This window comes from Natrialba swarupiae, from assembly GCF_008245225.1.
In the GTDB taxonomy this organism is placed as follows: Archaea; Halobacteriota; Halobacteria; order Halobacteriales; family Natrialbaceae; genus Natrarchaeobius; species Natrarchaeobius swarupiae.
In genome coordinates this window covers 109,293-129,190 of the sequence record NZ_VTAW01000011.1, presented here as the reverse complement: position 1 = coordinate 129,190, position 19,898 = coordinate 109,293, and the positions used below count along the sequence as shown (strand labels likewise).

General features: G+C 63.1%; 18 protein-coding genes. 9 read left to right on the top strand and 9 right to left on the bottom strand.

Going from position 1 to position 19,898, the window contains the following annotated elements:
• Positions 1 to 304 precede the first annotated feature (304 nt).
• A complete protein-coding gene (uppS, locus tag FYC77_RS10530) occupies positions 305 to 1,261 on the top strand; it encodes a polyprenyl diphosphate synthase (protein ID WP_149081461.1) in 957 nt (318 codons plus the stop codon).
• A 102-nt stretch (positions 1,262 to 1,363) separates the two neighbouring features.
• On the opposite strand, the gene FYC77_RS10525 is transcribed toward uppS, so the two are convergent.
• The gene (locus tag FYC77_RS10525) at positions 1,364 to 2,137 is read right to left on the bottom strand and encodes a hypothetical protein (protein WP_238386893.1); all 774 of its coding nucleotides are present in this window, start codon (positions 2,135 to 2,137) and stop codon (positions 1,364 to 1,366) included.
• A gap of 69 nt (positions 2,138 to 2,206) precedes the next feature.
• Complete coding sequence (locus tag FYC77_RS10520; protein WP_149081460.1) at positions 2,207 to 2,812, bottom strand: undecaprenyl diphosphate synthase family protein; 606 nt, start codon at positions 2,810 to 2,812, stop codon at positions 2,207 to 2,209.
• A gap of 174 nt (positions 2,813 to 2,986) precedes the next feature.
• Here FYC77_RS10520 and FYC77_RS10515 point away from each other — a divergent pair, with 174 nt between their 5' ends.
• Positions 2,987 to 4,318: a DUF92 domain-containing protein gene (locus tag FYC77_RS10515; RefSeq protein WP_149081459.1), complete on the top strand. Its 1,332-nt coding sequence runs from the start codon at positions 2,987 to 2,989 to the stop codon at positions 4,316 to 4,318.
• A 14-nt stretch (positions 4,319 to 4,332) separates the two neighbouring features.
• On the opposite strand, the gene dnaG is transcribed toward FYC77_RS10515, so the two are convergent.
• Both dnaG and FYC77_RS10505 read right to left on the bottom strand, forming a co-directional pair.
• On the bottom strand, positions 4,333 to 5,700 hold the full coding sequence (gene dnaG, locus FYC77_RS10510) for a DNA primase DnaG (protein ID WP_149081458.1): 1,368 nt from the start codon (positions 5,698 to 5,700) through the stop codon (positions 4,333 to 4,335).
• Positions 5,701 to 5,819: 119 nt separating this feature from the next.
• A complete protein-coding gene (locus tag FYC77_RS10505) occupies positions 5,820 to 6,752 on the bottom strand; it encodes a helix-turn-helix domain-containing protein (RefSeq protein ID WP_149081457.1) in 933 nt (310 codons plus the stop codon).
• A gap of 212 nt (positions 6,753 to 6,964) precedes the next feature.
• Between FYC77_RS10505 and FYC77_RS10500 the strand changes: the two genes are divergently transcribed.
• The 3 genes from FYC77_RS10500 to FYC77_RS10490 all read left to right on the top strand — a co-directional run bounded on the left by FYC77_RS10500 (position 6,965) and on the right by FYC77_RS10490 (position 9,431).
• Complete coding sequence (locus FYC77_RS10500) at positions 6,965 to 7,243, top strand: DUF3311 domain-containing protein (RefSeq protein ID WP_149081456.1); 279 nt, start codon at positions 6,965 to 6,967, stop codon at positions 7,241 to 7,243.
• Positions 7,240 to 8,709: a sodium:solute symporter family protein gene (locus tag FYC77_RS10495; protein ID WP_149081455.1), complete on the top strand. Its 1,470-nt coding sequence runs from the start codon at positions 7,240 to 7,242 to the stop codon at positions 8,707 to 8,709. Before FYC77_RS10500 ends, FYC77_RS10495 begins: the two co-directional genes overlap by 4 nt.
• 107 nt (positions 8,710 to 8,816) lie before the next feature.
• Entirely contained in the window at positions 8,817 to 9,431 is a 615-nt protein-coding gene (locus tag FYC77_RS10490) for a hypothetical protein (protein WP_149081454.1), read from the top strand.
• A gap of 216 nt (positions 9,432 to 9,647) precedes the next feature.
• Here the strand turns inward: FYC77_RS10490 and speB are convergent, their stop codons facing one another.
• The gene (gene speB / locus FYC77_RS10485) at positions 9,648 to 10,580 is read right to left on the bottom strand and encodes an agmatinase (RefSeq protein ID WP_149081453.1); all 933 of its coding nucleotides are present in this window, start codon (positions 10,578 to 10,580) and stop codon (positions 9,648 to 9,650) included.
• A gap of 689 nt (positions 10,581 to 11,269) precedes the next feature.
• On the opposite strand from speB, the gene FYC77_RS10480 reads away from it, so the two are divergent.
• The 3 genes from FYC77_RS10480 (at position 11,270) to FYC77_RS10470 (ending at position 14,539) form a co-directional block, all read left to right on the top strand.
• Entirely contained in the window at positions 11,270 to 11,548 is a 279-nt protein-coding gene (locus FYC77_RS10480) for a hypothetical protein (protein WP_149081452.1), read from the top strand.
• Positions 11,549 to 13,108, top strand: a complete 1,560-nt coding sequence (locus FYC77_RS10475) for a sodium:solute symporter family protein (protein WP_149081451.1) — start codon at positions 11,549 to 11,551, stop codon at positions 13,106 to 13,108.
• Between the two features lie 258 nt (positions 13,109 to 13,366).
• The gene (locus tag FYC77_RS10470) at positions 13,367 to 14,539 is read left to right on the top strand and encodes an MFS transporter (RefSeq protein ID WP_149081450.1); all 1,173 of its coding nucleotides are present in this window, start codon (positions 13,367 to 13,369) and stop codon (positions 14,537 to 14,539) included.
• 161 nt (positions 14,540 to 14,700) lie between these two features.
• Here the strand turns inward: FYC77_RS10470 and FYC77_RS10465 are convergent, their stop codons facing one another.
• On the bottom strand, positions 14,701 to 15,225 hold the full coding sequence (locus FYC77_RS10465; protein WP_149081449.1) for an Lrp/AsnC family transcriptional regulator: 525 nt from the start codon (positions 15,223 to 15,225) through the stop codon (positions 14,701 to 14,703).
• A gap of 67 nt (positions 15,226 to 15,292) precedes the next feature.
• On the bottom strand, positions 15,293 to 16,633 hold the full coding sequence (locus FYC77_RS10460) for an aminotransferase family protein (protein WP_149081448.1): 1,341 nt from the start codon (positions 16,631 to 16,633) through the stop codon (positions 15,293 to 15,295).
• 171 nt (positions 16,634 to 16,804) lie between these two features.
• Here FYC77_RS10460 and FYC77_RS10455 point away from each other — a divergent pair, with 171 nt between their 5' ends.
• Positions 16,805 to 18,283: a CoA-acylating methylmalonate-semialdehyde dehydrogenase gene (locus FYC77_RS10455; protein WP_149081447.1), complete on the top strand. Its 1,479-nt coding sequence runs from the start codon at positions 16,805 to 16,807 to the stop codon at positions 18,281 to 18,283.
• Between the two features lie 90 nt (positions 18,284 to 18,373).
• Here the strand turns inward: FYC77_RS10455 and FYC77_RS10450 are convergent, their stop codons facing one another.
• Together FYC77_RS10450 and FYC77_RS10445 are read right to left on the bottom strand one after the other, a co-directional pair.
• Positions 18,374 to 18,895 carry a hypothetical protein gene (locus FYC77_RS10450; RefSeq protein WP_162354508.1) on the bottom strand — a complete coding sequence of 174 codons (522 nt, stop codon included), beginning with the start codon at positions 18,893 to 18,895 and terminating at the stop codon, positions 18,374 to 18,376.
• A gap of 287 nt (positions 18,896 to 19,182) precedes the next feature.
• Complete coding sequence (locus FYC77_RS10445) at positions 19,183 to 19,866, bottom strand: zinc ribbon domain-containing protein (protein ID WP_149081445.1); 684 nt, start codon at positions 19,864 to 19,866, stop codon at positions 19,183 to 19,185.
• Positions 19,867 to 19,898 lie beyond the last annotated feature (32 nt).

Genomic DNA, 19,898 nt, shown 5'->3' with positions numbered 1-19,898 from the left:
TCGAGGACTTCGGAGTCCTCGTCGGAAACGTCGAGTTTGACTTGGATGTTCCGAACAACCTCCATACTTCATTAGTGTACCTGAAGATACTTATTAATATTTATTCAGATGGGGAAATCAGACTTGCTTTCGGGCGTGGTTTGTGTCATCGAGTGTCGGCTTCCTCCCCGACCCCAAGGGTCGGGGTATCCGCCTCGACCGCCGATGAAGCGACCGGGAGTCGGGAGAAAGAGCCTTCCGGTCGGTGTCAGTGGCGGAGAGTGACACACAAGACACATAGTCGTCCGTGACCTCGTACCGACCGATGAGGCGGTGGCTCCGTCGGCACGTCGATGCAGCCTACGAGCGTCTGCTCTCGCGAGAGATCGCCGGTGCGCCGACACACGTCGCGGTGATACAGGACGGCAACCGGCGCTACGCCCGCCGAAACGGCGGCGACGCACACGACGGCCACCGCGCCGGCGTCGAGACGACCGAACGGATCCTCGAGTGGTGTCACGACGTCGGCGTCGAGGAACTTACGCTGTATACGTTCTCGACGGAGAACTTCGACCGCCCGGACGAGGAGACCGAGCCGCTGTTCGACCTTCTCTGTGCAAAACTTCGGGAGTTCGCCGACGCCGATCAGGTCCACGACAAGGAGGTCTGCATCCGTGCGATCGGCGAGACCGAGATGCTCCCCGACCGCGTCAGGGACGCGGTCGCGTACGCCGAACGGCGAACCCGCGAGTACGACCGGTTCGTCCTCAACATCGCGCTCGCCTACGGCGGCCGGTCCCGACTGCTCGAGGCCACACGGGACGTCGCCACGGCGGTCGAGAACGGCGAGATCGACCCCGACGAGATCGACGTCGAGACGATCGAACGGCGGCTCTACGACCGTCCGGTCCGCGACGTCGATCTGATCATCCGAACCGGCGGCGACGAGCGAACCTCGAACTTCCTGCCGTGGCACGCAAACGGCAACGAAGCGGCCGTCTTCTTCTGTACACCCTACTGGCCCGAGTTCTCGAAGACCGACTTCCTCCGCGGGATCCGAACCTACGAGCACCGCGCAGAATCCTGGCGCCGAACCCGTGCCCGCCGAGCGCTCGCGTTGCTCGCCGCGATGGGGGAGTCGGAGCTTCCGGAGGCCCGGTCGATCGTCGATCGGTTCCGTGACTCGCTTTCGACCGGTGACCGGTCCGATCTCGAGGCCCTCGAGCGAGCCGACGGCGAGGGCGTCGACGGCATCGACTCGAGCGGCCGGGCGGCCGACTGATACGGAGCCGACTGAATTGCTGTACGACTGATACGGATTGCTGTCCCGATCTCCCGGCGCACCCGCGACCCCTGGAGCGGAACCCACGGCAGAGCGGGAACATCACAGAAGGAGCAACAACAGCCCGTAGGCGGTCGCGCCTGCGGCGAACGGCCAGAACCGGCTCTCTCGCGTCCGGGGGAGTTCGTCCTTGATCGAGTTGAAGACGATACCACCGGTTAGCAGTCCGAGTAGCGTCGTGAACGTGACGTCGCTGACCGTGTACACCGCGCCGATCCCGGCACCGAGGACGACAGCACCCGCGAGGATCCACTTGCCGAACCGACTGTACAACTCGTGATGGCGTCGTTCCATCGCCTCGTCGTTCCCGACGACGTGAAGCGTCATCGCGATCCCGAACAGAGCGACGTTGTCGGCCCCCGCCTCACCTCGCACCACCGCGTAGCCGATAAACGCGTTGTAGACGGCGAACGCTCCGACGTGGACCCAGAACACCGGATCGTCCGCGACCGGGGCGAGTCGTCGGCCGAAATCGTGTGACTTCGAGACCGTCGCCAGCCGCTCGAGCCCGTAGAACAGTGCGAGGCCGACGAACGCGACGGCGTACGCGTGGTGTGCGGCAAGCGACCACAGCAGGACGGTGACACCCTCGAATACCTCCTGGCGCTCGTCGAGTTCGGGGAGCAGGTGGACGAACGCGTAGACGATCGAGACGCCGCCGGTCACCGAGAGCAGGCTCTCTCTGGAGAGTCCGACCGGCTCGAGTAGTTCCTCCGGGAGTAGATGAGCGGCGGTGATTGCCCCGACCAGCACTGCGGCGAGAATCGTCTCGATTTCGACCGGCGACACGAGCGCGGGCATCCCGTTGTCCGTCACCGCGACGGTCACTCCGCCTTCCGTTGCACGTGCAAGGTCGTGTCGGCGACGCCGGTCGAACCGGGTCGTTTACTGGCCGAACCGCCGCGATCGGTTACAGTACTCCCTGACGGCGCGCAGGAAGTCTCGCTTCCTGAAATCACGCCAGTTGACGTCGGTAAAGTACAGCTCCGAGTAGACCGACTGCCAGATCATGAAATCCGAGAGTCGCTCGGCTCCAGTCTTGACGACCAGATCCGGCTCCGACGGGAAGACGAGGTGGTCCTCGACGCGGTCGTCGTCGATCTCTCTCGGATCGATCTCGTCGGCTTCGACGCCCTCGGCGAGCGTCTTGACGGCACTGGTAAACTCGTGTTTGCCGCCGAGACCGATCCCGATCTGGATCGGCGCATCGGCGGGTGTCCGGTCGTCCGGTCCACGGACGGCGACCTCTCGTGGCGCGTCGATCGTCTCGAGGTTGCGTCGCAACGTCGGAACCGCTTCGGCGTCGAGGACGCTCACGTAAACCGTCACGCGAGATGCGTACTCGAACGCCCACTCGAAGCAGTCGGTGAGCGTCTCGTACCCACCGTTCTCGAGCAGGTCGCGTTCGGTGATGACGAGGGCGACGTGCTCGGGGGGGACCCCCTCGTGGCGGCGGATGCGATAGGTGAGATATCGTTCGTACAGTCCCACGGCCGTTCGTTCACGATCCGTGAGTATACAGGTTCCGGGTCCGGCAGCTTCCGATCGTCAACTCGCTCGTTCGACCGCCCGGAGACCGACACCAGATCCGCTGACGTCGGTGAAATCGACCGCGGAGCGTGTTCGGGAACCTTCAAGTAATCGCCACAGAAAGAGTCCCCTATCGTGACATCACCCGTTCGGCGAGCAGCCGTCTTCGCGGCGATCTGTACGCTCTCGCTCGCCGTTCCGCTGTTCGGAACGGTGGTCGGTGCCGCCCTCGCCGCGGTCGTGTTACTGGGTGCGTTCACCGTCACCGACGGGCCGCTGTTCGACCTCCTCGCCTATCCCGGCGACTACGAGGACAATCGTCTCTACGGACTGATCACGTTCGTCCTCGCCGGTGTCGCACTCGGGATCATCGCCGTGTCGTCCTCGATGTCGATCGCCGTCTTCGTCGGGACCGTCTTCCTCATCGGCTACGGCAACGTCGCCGAACAGATCGCCCGCACGCGAACGGAAAACGAAGTCGTCGTCGTGACCGTCTTCTGTCTGGCCGCGACGAGCGCGGCCGTGATCGGTCACGCAGGGACGCTCGCGATCGAGGGTGCACCGCTCGAGTCTGTGGCACCGACGGTCGTCTTTCTCGCGGCCAGCGGCACGTTGCTCGCCGCGTTGCTCCGTGACGTTCTGTTGCTGTACGACGATCCGATCGTCATGCTCTCGGTCGGACTCCTCCTGTGGCTTCTCGCAGAACTCGAGCCCGCGATCGGCCCGCTCGAGATCGTCGTCGCGCTCGTCGTCACCGTCGCGCTGGGGTACGTCTCCTACGCGCTCGATACGGCCTCGATCGCGGGGATGCTGACCGGCATCCTCCTCGGCCTGGTGACGATCGTCCTCGGCGGCTACGGCTGGTTCGTCGTCCTAATCGCCTTTTTCGCGCTCGGCGGGCTCTCGGCGAAGTTCAGGTACGACCGCAAAGAGGACCTCGGCGTCGCCGAGGACAACGACGGCGCACGCGGAAGCGGTAACGTCCTCGGCAACGCGGCCGTCGCCCTGGTCGCCGTCCTCGGCTACGCGGCCAGCTCCGCGTCGTTGCTCGCCGGTCACGTAGCGCCCGTCGTCTTCCTGTTCGCGTTCGCCGGCTCCGTCGCGACCGCGATGAGCGACACGCTCTCGAGCGAAATCGGGAGCGTCTTCGAGACGCCGAGACTGATCACGACCCTCGAACCGGTCGAGCCGGGCACCGACGGCGGCGTCACCTGGCAGGGTGAACTCGCCGGACTGGCGGGCGCGGCCATCGTCGCCGGAATTTCGTACCTGTTGTTCCCCGAAGTCGACGCCACCGGCGCGGCCATCATCGTCGCCGCCGGCTTCGTCGGTATGACCGTCGACAGCCTCCTCGGTGCGACCCTCGAGGGCACGGTCCTCGGCAATCAGGGTGTCAACTTCCTCGCGACGCTCTCGGGTGCGATCGTCTGTGCGCTCCTCGTGCTCTCGTTTGCCGTGATCGGCTGACCGCAGGTTGGAGTTCAGGACGCGTTCGGTGGCGCTTCGGCGATCTCGTCGATCGCGTAGATGCGAACGCCCGTCGGCTGCTTGGTGAACTGACCAAGCGACCGAGCGACAATCAGGTCGACGCCACGGTCCGTCGCGATGTCGAGTAACTGCTGGCTGAGGATACCGTCCAGGATCATCGCCGCGGGGGCCGAGTCGAACTCCTCGAGTGACTCGTCCGCTGCGGTCACGTCGGTTTCGTCGATCGTCTCGCCGTCGTCGTCGAGGAACCGAACCCGGTCGGTCCCCGCGCGGACGATTTCGGTCGCGTGCTCGTAGACGGTCGTCGGCTCGTCGTCCTCGGCGGCTTCCGGGTCGGTGTCGGGAACACTCGGTTCGGCCTCGGTCTCGGCTGAACGGGCGGTCGACGATCGCTCCGCCGGTTCGGCAGTCGTCCGGTCGGCGTCCGTACTCGAGGTGTCGTCGTCGGCCGATTCTTCGTCGATCGTCGGCGGCGAGACGGTTCGCGAGTCGGAGGGTGCCGGTGCGGGCGTCGCGCTTCCGTCGGTCGCGGCGACCGCCTCGCGGGGTTCGTTGAGTTCCGAGACGCTATCGTAGGCGACCTTGTTCCGGAGGGCGGCAAAGAGCTGGTGGTGGTCGAGTTCCTCGACGGACTCGCCGGCGGGTGCGAACGCGACGTAGTCGATGTCGCCGACCTGCGAGAGCTCCTCGAGAATGAGGTCGCCGCCGCGGTCGCCGTCGAGAAACGCCGTCACGGTGCGGTGGCGGGTGAGCTCCGCGACCGCGTCGGGGACGTTCGTCCCCTCGACCGCGATGGCGTTTTTCACGCCGTACTTGAGCAGCGTAAGGACGTCCGAGCGCCCTTCGACGATGATGATGGCGTCACTGTCGGTCACTCGGGGACCGGCGGGGAGCCCTTCGTACTCGGTGATGTCCTCGACGCGGACGTGCTGGCGAACCTCCGCGAGGATCTCTTCGGAAGTCATCACCGTGTCGTCGAACCCCGTTCGAAGCAGTTCCTTCGCGCGGTCGACGACTTCCTTTCGTTTCGCCGCGCGGACGTCCTCGATCTCGGTTACTTCGAGCGAGGCGCGACAGGGGCCGACGCGAGTGATCGTCTCGAGGGAGGCGGCGAGCGTGGCGGTTTCGACCTTGTCGAGGCTGGTCGCGATCGTCAGATGACCGCTCGAAGTTCCCTCCCTACTTGCGATTTCGACGTCGATTCGGCCGACTTTCTGGGACTGGCGGAGATCGCGGAGATCGAGTTCGTCGCCGAGCAGACCTTCCGTCTGCCCGAAGATAGCGCCGACGACGTCGCTCCGCTCGACGACCCCGTCGGCCGTAACGTCTGCGTGAATGAGGTATTTGGTCGTATCTTCCATTGGAGATCTGTCCCCGAAAGGGGCGCGCGGTGACGCGGGCGTTGCGTACAGAGACCGGTTTGTGTAGAATATAGTGCGTGAGAGGCAAATAGCTGTTGACGTTCGAAAGAAACCAGGTATCAGTACGACGGTTGGGACCAGTACCAGTAGGCCGTTATCGCGAGCAACACGACCAGGCCCCCGAGAAAAAAGAGCAGTCCCGGCGGGACGGTTCCGACGACCGCGTCGGTCGCCTCGGCCCCGCCGTCGACCAGGTACGTCCCGTCGTCGGCAGTCGGTTCGGCCTCACCATCGTACTCTGCGACCGGTTCGTCGTCGGTTTGAACCTCGGTCTCGGCGTCTTCTGACTCGTCTCCCTCGAACGTCTCCGGCGAATCGTCTTCCGGGGTTCCGGTGGCCTCCGGGCTCTCCTCGGCGTCGCGGTCGGCGGCGTCCGCCTCGTCGTCGACCGCGGCAGTCCCCATCTCGTCGTCCTGTGGTTCCGATTCCGCGGAGTCGTCGGGCGCTTCCTCGACGGGAGCGTCCCCGTCGACCGCGTCTTCCTCACCGTCCGTGGCAGCGATCCCGTTACCTTCTGCCGGTGTGGCCTCCTCGGTCCCGGGCGCCGTCGGAGCGAACCACTGACTCACGCCGTACTGGACGAGGAGACTCCCGGCGGCGAGCGCACCGATCCCGCCGATCAGCCGCGAAATCGCGGTCTTCAGCTGCGACGCCGTCGACTCGTCGCTCGTCACGATCAACGGCCCGTCCGTCGTCCCGTAGACGCTCATCTCGTTGCCCCGCGAGGAGTACCACGTGTCGACGACCTCGATGAGTCCCGCGTCCTCTAGATTCTCGAGGTGGTACCGGACGTTCTGGATGGAGGAGTCGATCGCGTCGGCGACGTCGCTGGGCGTCCCCGGCTCCTCGTCGAGGCGGGCGTAGATCTGCCGGGCGGTCGTCGAGGAGAGCGCGCTGAACACCGCATCGGCGTCTTCACCCTCGAGGTCGACGACGCGGGGTGTGCCGTCCCGAGCGGTCGTCTCGGAACGGAACGGGAACAGACGGGCCATGTCGGCTTCGGCTGTCAGTCTCTCTCCGACCCCTATACGCTTTTTCCTACGTGAAAGAACGATTTTACCTGCTGTCCGTTCGGCCGTTTCGTCTCGGACGCGGACTGATCTGCACGTCAATGCCGGTCGACCACACGTCGGATACCGGTCGATCACACGTTGAATGCCCGCCGAACGAAACGGTTACACGCGGCTGGTACCGACCGGCCGACATGCGCCGACGAGAACTGTGGGGGTGGATCACCGTCGCGGTCGTCCTCTCCGCGCTCGCGATCCCGTGGTTTCTGTGGGGCGACGATACGCTGATCGCGGGCGTTCCGCTGTGGCTCTGGTGGCACGTCGGCTGGATGGGACTCGCCTCGATCGTCTTCTGGCTGTTCGCCCAACGAGCCTGGGGGATCGGCATCGAAGCGACGCCGTCCTCGAGCGAGAGCGAACCGAAGGGACAGCGCCGGTCGTCGAACTCGGCCGCGTGGGGTGACGAGCCGTGACGCTCACGATCCAACTCGGAATTATCGTCGGCTACCTGACCCTCGCTCTCGGTATCGGCCTCGTTGCCTACCGGATGACCGACCGGACCGCGGAGGACTTCTACCTCGCGAGCCGGACGTTCGGAACCGTCGTCCTCCTCTTTACGACGTTCGCGACGCTGCTGTCGGCGTTTACCTTCTTCGCCGGGCCGAACGTCGCCTACCACGAGGGTCCGGAGTGGGTGCTCGTGATGGGGCTGATGGACGGCATCATCTTCGCCATCCTCTGGTACGTCATCGGCTACAAACAGTGGCTACTCGGTAAGCAATACGACTACGTTACGCTGGGTGAGATGCTCGGTGATCGCTTCGCCTCGCGGTGGCTCCGCGGCCTCGTCGCCGTCGTCAGCCTCGTCTGGCTCTTTCCGTACGTCATGCTCCAGCAGGTCGGCGCCGGCACCGCCCTCGAGGCGCTGACCGATGGCGCGGTTCCGTACGCCGTCGGCGCGGGGCTGATTACGGCGTTTATGATCCTCTACGTCGTCGTCGCCGGCATGCGCGGCATCGCCTGGACGGACACCCTCCAGGGTGCGTTCATGCTCGTCACGACCTGGGTCGCGATGCTCTGGGTGCTCGCCGTCGTCGGAGGCCCCGGCGCGGCGACGGCGGCGCTCGAGGCCGAGGCGGCCCACCACCTCGCGCTGGGGAGCGATCACTACACGATCCAGTGGATGCTCTCGACGGCGATCGTGATCGGCTTCGGCGTCGCGATGTTCCCACAGGTCAACCAGCGGTTTTTTGCCGCAGGGTCGAAGACGGTACTCAAACGATCCTTCGCGCTCTGGCCGCTCCTCTGTGTCCTGTTGTTCGTCCCCTCGTTCATGCTCGGCGCGTGGGCACGCGGCCTCGACGTCGCCGTTCCGGAGGGCGGAAACGTCCTCCCGGCGGTGCTCGCCGAGTTCACGCCGGTCTGGTTCGCCGCGCTCGTCATCGCTGGCGCGATGGCCGCGATGATGTCCTCCTCGGACTCGATGTTGCTGTCCGGGTCGTCGTACTTCACGCGGGACCTGTACCGGCCGTTCGTCGAACGGGACGTCTCCGAACGCCGTGAGGACCTGCTCGCCCGCGTCGGCGTCGTGGTCTTCGCGAGCGCCGCCTTCGCCGTGAGCCTCCTCAACCCCGCTACACTGTTCGAACTCGGCGACGCTGCCTTCAGTGGTTTCGCCCAGCTCGCCCTCCCCGTCATGATCGCACTCTACTGGCGGGGGACGACACGGGCCGGAATCACGGCCGGTATCCTCTCGAGCCAGCTGTTTTACCTCTCGAGTCTGTTCGTTGCCGCCGTTCCGGCGGCCTACGGCGGGTGGACCGCCGGCCTCGTCGGGATGGGGGTCGGGCTCGTCGTCACCGTCGTCGTCTCGCTTGTCACCACACCTGCGGCCGCCGAGCGCCGATCGATCTACTTCGACGGACTCGGCGCGGACTGACCTGTCGTCCGTGTGGCCCAATTCGAACCTGCTCGACGGTGAGATCGCCACCCTACCCGACGCTGGGATCGCCAGATCGAAAACCCAGCCACACGTACGCGGGATCGATGACCGACCTGCCGGAGCCGTTGGCTGAAACGTGGACGACACTCGGAACGCGCGTCGGTGAGACGAGCGTCCTGGTCGTGTCGATCACCGCAGAGACGACGCTGTACGAACCCGTCGACCCGTCGCCGCTCGCCGACGCCGTGGCGACCGAGTTCCCGCCTCGATCGCTGTTCGCGGTCGATCTCGAGTTCTCGCCGTCGCTGTCGTCGGTCGGCATCTCGCCGGAGTCGGTCCGCTCGAAGGCCGCCTCGACGGCGCGAGACCAGTTCGTCGAGATGCTCGCGGACGACGGCGTGGTCGTCGAGGGCGTCCGCGACGAACTCGAGTTCGACGGACCGAACGGGTCAGCGGGCACCTGGTCGGTTCTCGACGTCACCTATCCCGTCGACGCGGATCGGACCGCCACCGACGGGGATCGCGTTCGAGCCGAAGCCCACGTCGCCGTCTGGCCGGCCGAGACGACGTTCGGGGTCGCCGGCGGGACAGTGCCACTCGAAGACCTCGACGACGCGGGGTCGATCGAGGACCGCGCCGACGCCGAACTCGAGCGCGATCGGGAACGCGTCTCGACGCTCGTCAAGGAACTCGATCTCGACGTCGACGAGGATGGATAAGCGCGACCGCAGTCGCTATCACAGGAGTTCGGAGCAGAAAACTCGCAACTGAGACGGATTGCGGCCTCGATCTCTCGGCGGACCCGCCCCACAAGTCGTAGCTGAGCCGGCACTGACCGACAGGAAACCGTCTGAGACGATGCGGGCTTCGAGAGGCTGGCCCGCTACCGACCGGACTGGATCAGCCTCCGCGTTCGCTCGCGGGGGAGCTCTCGTTCACGCGGTGGTTCCGTCGAGTGCCGCACACAGGGCTTCGAACATCACGTTCGCTGCGAGAACCGAGGTCGTCTCGGCGGGGTCGTACGTCGGTGCCACTTCGACGAGATCGAATCCAACGAGATCGATGTCGTGGAGCGACCGCGTCAGGCGAAGAATCTCCCGCGATGTCAGCCCGCCGGGCATGGGAGTGCCCGTCCCCGGTGCGAACGCGGGGTCGACGACGTCGATGTCGATCGTCGCGAACGCTGGCCCGTCCACTCTGTCGTGGATCCGATCGCCAAGCGAATCGAACCCTCGAGACGCGGCCTCTTCGGTCGTCAGGTACTCGATCCCGGAGTCTTCGATGAGATCGACGTCGTCGGCGCTGTACAGGCCGCCACGGTCGCCGATTCGGATCGACGTTTCGGGGTCGATCAACCCTTCCTCGATCGCCGTGTGGACGGTCGTACCGTGATTGTGGTCTTTCCCGAAGTACTCCGTCCAGAGATCCGAGTGGGCGTCGAACTGGACGAGCGATACGGGACCGTGTTTCTCGGCGACGGCGCGCAACACGGGTAACGTCGTCGAGTGATCGCCACCGGCGATCGCCGGAATCACCCCGGACTCGAGGACGTACCCGACGCGCTCTTCGATCTCGGCAAACGTCTCCTCGATGTATCCCGGAACCACCGGAACGTCGTCGTGGTCGACGATCGAGTACTCCTGCAGGTTCGTTTCCGTGATCGAGTTGTACGGTTTGAGCAGTGTCGATGCTTCGCGGATCGCCCTCGGACCGAACCGAGCACCGGGCCGGTACGTCGTCGCATCGTCGAACGGGATTCCGAGAAAGGCCGCGTCGGCCTCGACGCCGTCCGAGAGATCGTACGTGTGTGGCATCCGCATGAACGACGGCACCCCCGCGAATCGCGGCACTTCCTGTGGATCGATCATCGGACACCACTAATATTTGAACGTTTTCCAATCCTAAATCCGGTCGCGACCTCGTCCGCTTTGGGCCGGTCGGGCCGGCCAACCAAATCGATTCGCATACTGTCGGGACAGTTGGAAAACGGGATTGATTAACCTTTGCATTATTCCGAAACAAGAGGAATCCATCCCACAAAACACTATTCTGGTGGGAAAAATACAACTAGATGTCATATTTACTGTACATTGTTCATTCCCTATTGCTGTCCTGGCTTTTTGTATCCTCTCTATCAGTACGGTTGACCGCCACTACCGGGCCACACCAACCGTGACCGTGTGGAAAATCGGTTCCTTACCGAAAATACGACGAACAGTGTTCAACCCACAGACAGCGTGGATCTCCACCGACAGGCCGGGTTTCGGCGCTGCATCGATCGGCTGACCTGGTCTCCTGTCGGTCGGTGTTGGCACAGCCGGGATCCGTAGGGCGGGTCCGCCGGGAGATCGGGACAGCAGTCCGTCTGAGCGCTCGAGCCGGCGATTCAGAATTCGTATTTTGCGAGCAATGGAAAAAACCTGATTCCGCCACTCACAGGAACTGGCGCCACCGTCGCCAGGAGTCAATAGCACATTGTTCAACTATCACGAGTTCATTTGGAGAATTAACCTTGACAATCAGGTTTATATGGAAATAGTAGTAACCCGATAACGCCATGTCAGAGGTACGCAAACACAGTAAAAAAGCAACGATTGGACGGGGGTGGGTCGGGTTCGCCGTTCTGACCAATCTCGGACTGATCGGATACCTGTACTACTATCAACAGCCGACGGGGACCGTCGTCGGTCTGCCGGAACCGTTCGTGGTCTTGATCGCGTTTTTGACGCTCGTCGTGGCCGCGAATTCGATAATCGGATGGCTCTACCTCGGGAAACCGGATTTGCGCGAGGTCTTTACGCAACCGAAACCCGCAGAGACGACGGAGGACCACTAGATGTCCACGTGGATCTACGTTGGTCTCGCGCTCACGGGCGTCTATCTGGCCGGACTGTTCGTCCTCTCGATGTACGGAGGCCGTCTGACCGACATCGGTGTCAGCGACTACTTCGTCGCAAACGGCTCGTTGAGCAGCATCGTCATCTTCCTGACGATGATCGCCTCGGCGTTTTCGGCGTACACGTTCCTCGGCGGCGGCGGGATCGCGTACGATCTCGGGATCGCAGGACTCGTCATCATCGGGGCTATCGTCGTCACCGACTTCCCGATCATCGTCATGCTCGGCGAGAAGATCTGGAAGATCAGCAAGACCGGCAAGGACTACGTCACGCCCGCGGATCTCTTCGCCGATCGGTACGGCGGAAGTACGTCGGTCCGTGTACTTGTCGCACTCATCGCCGTCGGCTTCACGATGTTCTACGTGACCATCCAGTTCACTGGGATGGGGCTCGTGCTCAACGTCTTGACCGACGGACTGATCTCGCGTGAGGCAGCGGCTGTGATTATCGGTATCGCGATGGCCGCTTACATCGCGATCGGTGGGATGCGCGGTGTCGCGTACACCGACGCGCTCCAGGCAATTTTGCTGTGGGGTGGGATGGTCGCCGTAACGGGATACGTCCTCCTCACGACACCGTCCGACGTGTACGTAAACGCCGCCCAGCAGTTCGACGCCGTCGGACAGGTGACGATGGACCCGCTCTATCTCTACACCGCTGCAGCCGGGTTCGGGCTCGCGATTCCGGTATTCCCCCACATCTGGCAGCGCTACTACTCCTCGAAACGCCAGTCTGCGGTGTGGGCGATGGGGTTCGGTGACTCGTTCTCCGCGCTGGTGTTGTTGACGATCTTCCCCGGCCTCATCGCGTTCGCGGGATTGACCGCACACGGCGGGCTAGAGAACCCCGATACGGTCATCCTCCAGTACATCCTCGAGATGCCGGGGCCGGTCCTCGGTATTCTGATGGCAGCCGCAGTCGCGGCCGCGATGTCGACCGCCGATACGATGATCCTCATGATGGGATCGATCGTCTCCCGTGACGTCTACGAAGAACTGCTCTCTGCCGACATCTCCGACCAGAAACTCTCGCGCAACTCGAAGATCTTCTCCGGGTTACTCGCATTGCTGGCACTCGGATTCTCGCTTATCGACCTCGGGCTGCTCGTCGAGGTCGCGATCGACCTGGCGATACCGGGATACCTGTTGTTGCTTCCGCCGGCAATCGCCGCCTTCTGGTGGCCGAGGGCGAACTGGCAGGGAACCGTCGCTGGATTGCTCGTCGGACTCGCGGTGATCTGGTACTACTCGCTGACGGGTGCCCCGATTCCGCTCGACTTGTGGATCGGCGTTCCAGGCCTGATCGCCTCTGGAGTCGTTCTCGTGGCTGTCTCGTTGGTTACCGCCGAACCCGACGAAGAGCGCGTCAACGAGTTCGTCTACGAACTTCGCGAGTACTCGGCAAGCGACCTCGAGATGTCACAGAACGTCCCCTCGGAGCCAGGGGAGCCATCGGCTCCGCCGAGTGCCAAACGAGTCGGAGAGAGTGAAGACGACTGAGACGGGCTAGTGAACCGATATATCGGTGGGACCGTCGCCCGAGTCGCGGTCCGACCGGATCTGACGAACAGGAGACGGTATGGGTGGGGCCGATGTCCACCCTCGTCGGTGTAACCGCGATCAGTCTGTAGCTGCGTGGTGGCCGGCGATACCGTACACAGGTCCGCTCGAGCGATGGGGCACAACCCGATCGAACGTTCGTCGTACGATGTCGACCGAGAACAGAGATCGAACTTCGAACCGAAGGAAGTCGACGCGATGAGCTGGCGGTACCGACACACGGTTCTGGCACACTGTACGCTCGCGTTTTTCGCGACGATGGTCGGTCGGGTCGCGATCAGTCCGATCGTCCCGTCGATCACGAACGAGTTCACCGTTTCGAACACGCTTATCGGCGCTTCGCTGACGGGAATGTGGCTCTCCTACGCGCTCGTCCAGTATCCAAGCGGGATCCTCGCGACCCGCTACGGCGAACGTCGGATTATCCTCGTCTCGATCGGCGGAACCGGCATCGCCTGTCTCGTACTTGCGACGGCACCACGCTTCGAGGTCTTTTTCGCGGGGACAGTGCTGTTAGGTGCCGTCGCTGGGCTTCACTTCAGCGTCGCCACGGCGATGATCACGCGTGCGTTCGATCGGATCGGGACACCGATCGCGATCCACAACGCCGGCGGTCCGATCGCTGGGCTGTGTACGCCGATCGCCGTCTCGTGGATCGCCGTTCGCTACGGGTGGCGACCCGCCATCGCGGCGACGGCGTTGGTCGCAGCGGTGGTATTCGTCCTGTTCGCTGGAAACGTCCGGGAGACGGAGCCTCGTCGGCCCGAAATGTCCATTACCGAACGGTTTCAGATCCGTCCGCTTCTCGCCGTGCTCTCTCGGCCAGCGATCGCGTTCACCAGCGCGATCGCCGTTCTCGCCGAGTTCGTCTGGACGGGACTCATCTCCTTTTTGCCGACGTTTCTCATCGTCTACCGCGAGTACTCATCGACGGACGCAGGGGTACTGTTCGCCGTCTACTTTCTCACGCTGGGTATCCTTCAGATCGGCGTCGGTTCGCTCTCCGATCGGTACGGTCGAAACGTCGCGACCGGAACCTGTATGATCGCGGCGATCGCCGGACTCGCGATGCTCCTGGCCGTCCCGGGAATCGCCGCCGCCGTGACCGGGATCGTGCTTCTCGGATTCGGGATGGGATGGGGCGCGTCGGTGTTCCCGCAGTTTATGGATCACCTCTCAGAATCCGAGCGCGAGACCGGGTTCGGGCTGGTACGTACCGTCTACCTGGTCATCGCATCGTCGGGGTCGCTCGCGCTCGGCGCGCTCGCCGACCAGTTCGGTTGGGCCGTCTCCTTTGGTACGCTGATCGTCTCGCTCGTGGTCGTTTGCGTTCTTCTCCTCGGGAACTGGCTCCGCGGGACGGGATACTGATAGGGATTATCGTAGACGTCCATCGATTACCCGCCCGTCGGCCGAGACACGATGTCGACAGACAAGCGGCGAAACGATCGGTTGGTGACGATAATCCCTACGAGACGGACCGTTATCCGTCAGCGCGATGTAGCTGTGAGAAACGAAGGCGGCGACGCCAATCAGTTCGTCGACGCGTCGAGTACTGCCTGGCGCGCTTCGTCCGTGAGATTCGAGACGAGAGAGCTGTCGGCGTCGAACTCCTGCATCACGAACTTCGAAGACGTCTCGTTGACGCCCTCGACTGCGACGATCTGGTCGATGAGGTCGTTCAACTGATCGCGAGTCTGGACGCGGCTGACGACCACGAAGTCGACGTCCCCCATCGTGTAGTAGACTCGTTCGACGCCCTCGAGGTCGTTTAACTCTTCGCCGATGTTCTCCGAGTACCCGCTCTCGTGTGCCACGGAGACGTCCGTGATCGCCACCATCTCGAGTCCGAACGCGAGCGGATCGACGTCTGCACTCACACCCTTGATGACGTCGCTGTCTTTGAGTTTGTTCAGCCGGTAGTGGACGGCGGATTTCGAGAGATCGAGTTCGTCGGCCAGGGTCTCGAGGCTGACGTCGAAATCCTCCTCGACCCGCTCGATGATCGCGAGATCCGTCTCGTCCAGATCCTGTTGGGTGTGAAGTGTGCCTTCCATGATATCTCGATTACCGTCTAGATCAATGAACCTTGTTTCACGAACGCGGATGGGGGCTCGACCCCGATCAGTGCTCCATCGCGTCGTCGGAGACCTCGAGGCCGGCGTCGATCGCCGCGATCGCCTCGTCGATCTCGTCTTCGGTGATCGTAAGCGGCGGTGCGATGATCAGCGTGTTGATCATGTTCGCGACGTAGGTGCCGTGGTCTGCGGCCGTGGCCGACACCTCGTCGACGACCGTGGAGCCGGGGCTGATCTTGTCCGCTCGCTCGCCGAAGGGGACGCGTTTTTCGGGGTGTTTGGTGAGCTCGATCCCTCTGAACAGCCCGACGCCGCGAGTGTCGCCGACGCTCGGGTGACGGTCCGCGAGTTCGTCGATCCGGTCGCCCAGGTACTCGCCGACCTCGCTTGCCCGTTCGATGAGGTTCTCTTCCTGGTAGATGTCGATCGCCGCACGTCCCGCCGCGACGGCGGCCGGGTGACCGGCGTACGTGTGGCCGTGACAGAGCATGTTCTCCTCGAAGTGGTCGGCGATCTCCGGAGTGACGATCGTCGCGCCAAGCGGCTGGTACGCCCCGGTCAGTCCCTTCGCCATCGTCATGATGTCGGGTTCGACGTCGAAGACGTCACAGCCGAACCACTCGCCGGTTCGGCCGAATCCCGCCATCACCTCGTCACAGATGAGCAACGCGCCGTGGTCGTGTGCGACCTCCTTCAGCCGCGGGAGGTACTCTTCGGGCGGGACGAGGATCCCGTTCGAGCCGACGATCGGTTCGACCAGGATCGCCGCGACCGTATCCCCCTCGAGTTCGAGCATCTCGTCGATGTACTCGACGCTCTCCATCGGATCGAGCGTCGAGCCGTAGGCGTACGGATCCGGTGCCTTGATCGTCCCCGGAATCCCCGGCTCGGACTCGAGACGACGGGGGTCGCCGGTCACGCTGATCGAGCCGTAGGTCGCGCCGTGATAGGAGCGGTAGCGGGAGATGATCTTCTGTTTGCCCGTGTAGAATCGTGCGATCTTGATCGCTGCTTCGACCGCTTCCGTCCCGCTGGTCGAGAGGAACGTCTTCGAGAGCTCTCCGGGCGTAATCTCGGCGAGTTTCTCGCCCAGCTTCGCGCGGTTTTCCGTGGTGTACCCCGGTGAGACGTACGCGGCGTCTCGCATCTGCTCGTCGACCGCGTCGGCGATCCGATCGGCGCTGTGGCCGAGGTTCGAGCACATGAGCTGGCTCGAGAAGTCGATGTACTCGTCGCCGTCCGCGGTGGTAAACCGGACGCCGTCAGCGTCGACGACCTGCGTGGGACTGACCTCCTTCTGGTACGACCAGGTCCCGAATACGTGCTCTTTGTCGGTTCGTTCGATATCGTTCAATCCGTCACCCTCCGCGGATTCCCGTTCTGACATCCTTGCGTAACACCTCTCGCCCCTCATTGATTAATCTTTGGCCCTGTCTAAGTATAGTAGTACAAAATATCTCTACTTTGGGTGTCTTTGGGACGATATTCTGTATATGCATGATTGAGAGGAAAGTATTGAAAGGTTTTATTGCCAACGGGAGTAACGTTCGACTGTTCGATGACACTCGAGACAGCGCCTCCGTGGGACGACGTACAGAACTACATCGACGGCGACTGGCACGCTCCGTCGGGAACCGATGGACAGGACATCGTCGATCCGGCGACTGGAGAGACGATCTCGTACGTCGGATTCAGCTCGACAGACGACGTCGACGCCGCCGTGAGCGCGGGACAGGCCGCGTTCGAGGAGTGGAGTGAGACGCCGGTCGAGGAACGCATCCAGCCGCTGTTCGAACTCAAACAGCTCCTCGAGGACCACCAGGAGGAGCTCGCGGAGGTTCTCGTCCGGGAACACGGGAAGACACTCGCCGAGGCGAACGGCGAGCTCCGACGCGGTATCGAGAACGTCGAGGTCGCCTGTGGCATTCCCTCGATGATGCAAGCTGGCCACCTCCCGAACGCGGCACCCGATATCGACGAGACGGCGATTCGCAAGCCGCTGGGCGTCTTTACGGCGATCACGCCGTTTAACTTCCCGGGCATGATTCCGCTCTGGTTTCTCCCCTACGCGGTCGCGACCGGGAACGCGTTCATCCTCAAGCCGAGCGAACAGGATCCGGTCGTCGCACAGCGACTGTTCGAGCTGATCGACGAGGCGGGATTCCCCGACGGCGTCGTCCAGCTCGTCAACGGCGGCGTCGACACCGTGAACGGACTCCTCGACCACGAGGGGATCCAGGGGGCATCGTTCGTCGGCTCGACGCCCGTCGCGGAGACGGTGTACGAACGCGCCGCGGCGAACGGAAAGCGCGTCCAGGCCCAGGGCGGGGCGAAAAATCACATCATCGTCACCGAGAGCGCGAATCTCGAGTTCGCCGCGGCGAAGACGGTGTCGTCGGCCTGTGCCTGTGGGGGCGAGCGGTGTCTCGCCAACGACGTCATCGTCGTCGAGGAGGGCGTCTACGACGAGTTCACCGACCTCGTCCTCGAGGAGGCGGCGGCCCAGACCGTCGGCTACGGTCTCGACGACGCCACCGATATCGGCGCGCTGATCACGCCGGAACACGAATCCCGCGTCCGCGATCTGATCGCGAGCGGCGTCGAGGAGGGTGCGGAGTTGCTCCTCGACGGCCGCGACGTGGAGGTCGACGGCTACGAGGACGGGAACTTCCTCGCACCGACCGTCTTCGGCGACGTCGAGCCCGAAATGACGATCGTGCGCGAGGAGATTTTCGGCCCCGTGCTCGGACTGATGGCGGTCGATGACGTCGACGAGGCGATCGACGTCATGAACCGAAGCGAGTTCGGAAACGCCGCGAGTCTGTTCACCGGAGACGGTGCAGACGCCCGGAAAGTGCGCCACGAGGCGGACGTCGGAAACCTCGGCGTCAACGCGGGTACTGCAGCACCGATGGCGTTTTTCCACTTCGGCGGTCGAAAGGACTCGTTCTTCGGGGACCTCCACGCACAAGGCGAGGACATGATCCACTTCTATACGGACAAAACGATCTACATCGAGCGCTGGCCGGATAGCTGATCGCTGACCCACCGCTCGCTTTCCGATCGAACGACCAGTCGACTCGAGACAGACTGCCGTCAGTCGTCAGCAGTCGGTCGTTCGCCCTCGTTATGAGTCCGTATTATCGGGTATCAACGGCTCGACCTCCTCGAGAACGTCGTCGTATTCTTCGGTTACCGATTCGACGGTCTCTTCCTCCTCGGCGTCGAGTTCTTCCGGCTCTCCACTTGCTTCGACAACAGCCGTGGCTGCTGTTCGTCCCTCTCGTGCAGTCGCGAAGAGTTCTTCGAGTATAGCAACGACTTCTTTCCCGTTATACTGGTCCAGTTCGTCCTCTGGGACGATGGTTTCGTCCTCGATGTCGTCGTAGTGGTGGCGAACATCAGACTCACAGTTTTCGAGTGTCTCCAACGTTTCGTCGGCCGCTCGATCGAATCGAGATGAATCAAACGTCTCGGGGGACTCAAGCCAGTCTTCCAGCGCAGTGCCGACCGACTCGACGCGAATTGCGGTCTCTTCGGTGCAGTTCCTCACAGTCTCCCAGTCACCACTGTTGTCAAAATACATACACCCTGAGAGTACGATACCGGCAGAACAACTCATACCGCCGAGGAACGAACGCCGATCCATCACCCATATTTGATATACAAAAGGCAAAAACGTTGCTACGTGTGAAAGAGAGGCTGAACTCATCCGTTGGACGTTCCACGGTGTGTTCGCAAGTCGACGTCTGATAGGGAGTATCGTAGGAGTTCATAGTTTCCCGCTGAAGAACAGAGAACAGCGCCGAAGGCCCGGTTTCGAGACCTCCAGTAGCTACGATACTCCCTCTGAAACGGATTGCTGTCCCGGTCTCCCGGCAGACCTGCCCACGGCCGCAGGTGTACCGGCACCGACTGACAGTACACTGGTCCGTCTCAGACCGTGATCTCGCCCTGATTGACCTTCTTCGCGGTCTGGTGGGCGTCGTAGATCGTGTAGATTCCCACCAGCGGGAACGTGATCAGACCGATGAGCAGGATGATGAGCATCGCGTTGAAAAACTGAACCAGACAGAAGGCGATCCCCTTGCCCATCTGCCCGTTGTACATCTGCCCTGCGCCGGCAGCGATCGGGAAGATTAGCCCGATACCCGAAAGTAGTGCGGCGATCGTCGGATCCTTCTCCTGACTGCTCGCCGACCCGCCGTGGTCGACGCCGCAATGAGGGCAGATCCGTGCTTCCTTCTTGATAATCTCTCCACAACTCGGACAGTACTGTTCGTCCGGCCGGGGCCGCGACTCGTCGTCTGCCCCAACTGCGGCGTTCGCTCGAGGTTCGGATTCCACGCCTCTCGCGGAGTCTGTGCCGGCGGGTTCGGATTCGTCGCGGTCGTTCTCGTCGGACTGGGGCGGCCACCCCACGTCCGCGTTTTCGCTCGAGTTCGCGTCGTCGTCCGAATCGAAGTCGTCGCCCGAGTCGACATCAGCTCTCGAATCGGTGCTGTCGCTCGAGTCCGTGTGGTCGAATCCAGACGGTTCGCTACCGCCTTCCGCCGCCGATACGTCCTCGAGGTCGTCGTTTCCTACCGTACTCCACTGGTCGTCTTCGTCGTCTGGCATTCTTGGTCGAGACTACCCGGCGACACGATCAT

Bases quoted from the DNA above. Each gene is read 5' to 3' on its own strand.
- uppS (WP_149081461.1), top strand. From the start codon at position 305: ATGAGGCGGTGGCTCCGTCGGCACGTCGATGCAGCCTACGAGCGTCTG.
- dnaG (WP_149081458.1), bottom strand. From the start codon at position 5,700: ATGGAAGATACGACCAAATACCTCATTCACGCAGACGTTACGGCCGAC.
- FYC77_RS10505 (WP_149081457.1), bottom strand. From the start codon at position 6,752: ATGGCCCGTCTGTTCCCGTTCCGTTCCGAGACGACCGCTCGGGACGGC.
- FYC77_RS10500 (WP_149081456.1), top strand. From the start codon at position 6,965: ATGCGCCGACGAGAACTGTGGGGGTGGATCACCGTCGCGGTCGTCCTC.
- FYC77_RS10490 (WP_149081454.1), top strand. From the start codon at position 8,817: ATGACCGACCTGCCGGAGCCGTTGGCTGAAACGTGGACGACACTCGGA.
- speB (WP_149081453.1), bottom strand. From the start codon at position 10,580: ATGATCGATCCACAGGAAGTGCCGCGATTCGCGGGGGTGCCGTCGTTC.
- FYC77_RS10480 (WP_149081452.1), top strand. From the start codon at position 11,270: ATGTCAGAGGTACGCAAACACAGTAAAAAAGCAACGATTGGACGGGGG.
- FYC77_RS10475 (WP_149081451.1), top strand. From the start codon at position 11,549: ATGTCCACGTGGATCTACGTTGGTCTCGCGCTCACGGGCGTCTATCTG.
- FYC77_RS10470 (WP_149081450.1), top strand. From the start codon at position 13,367: ATGAGCTGGCGGTACCGACACACGGTTCTGGCACACTGTACGCTCGCG.
- FYC77_RS10465 (WP_149081449.1), bottom strand. From the start codon at position 15,225: ATGGAAGGCACACTTCACACCCAACAGGATCTGGACGAGACGGATCTC.
- FYC77_RS10460 (WP_149081448.1), bottom strand. From the start codon at position 16,633: ATGTCAGAACGGGAATCCGCGGAGGGTGACGGATTGAACGATATCGAA.
- FYC77_RS10455 (WP_149081447.1), top strand. From the start codon at position 16,805: ATGACACTCGAGACAGCGCCTCCGTGGGACGACGTACAGAACTACATC.
- FYC77_RS10450 (WP_162354508.1), bottom strand. From the start codon at position 18,895: ATGGATCGGCGTTCGTTCCTCGGCGGTATGAGTTGTTCTGCCGGTATC.
- FYC77_RS10445 (WP_149081445.1), bottom strand. From the start codon at position 19,866: ATGCCAGACGACGAAGACGACCAGTGGAGTACGGTAGGAAACGACGAC.